1 protein-coding gene is annotated in these 258 nt (G+C 66.7%); it reads left to right on the top strand.

What is annotated here, in order from left to right:
• Positions 1 to 14: 14 nt before the first annotated feature.
• Positions 15 to 258, top strand: a 244-nt coding sequence (locus tag SB764_RS42125) for a 2-C-methyl-D-erythritol 2,4-cyclodiphosphate synthase (protein WP_410867055.1), incomplete at its 3' end; no start/stop codon positions are given.

Genomic DNA, 258 nt, shown 5'->3' with positions numbered 1-258 from the left:
ACTCCCCAGCGAACCTGCCGCTGCCCCGCACGGGCATTGGCATCGATGTCCATGCGTTTGCGCCCGCGGAAGACCCGCAGCCGCTGTGGTTGGGCGGACTCTTTTGGGAGGGCGAGCAAGGCCTTTCCGGCCATTCCGACGGCGATTGCGTAGCCCATGCGGCAGCCGACGCACTCTTTTCCGCGGCGGGAATAGGCGATCTTGGCACCCACTTTGGCACCGACCGCCCTGAGTTTGCCGGCGCTTCCGGAGTGAGCC

This window comes from Paraburkholderia sp. SIMBA_027, assembly GCF_046535315.1.
GTDB classification, from domain to species: Bacteria; Pseudomonadota; Gammaproteobacteria; order Burkholderiales; family Burkholderiaceae; genus Paraburkholderia; species Paraburkholderia tropica.
This window is presented reverse-complemented; position numbering and strand designations above follow the sequence as displayed.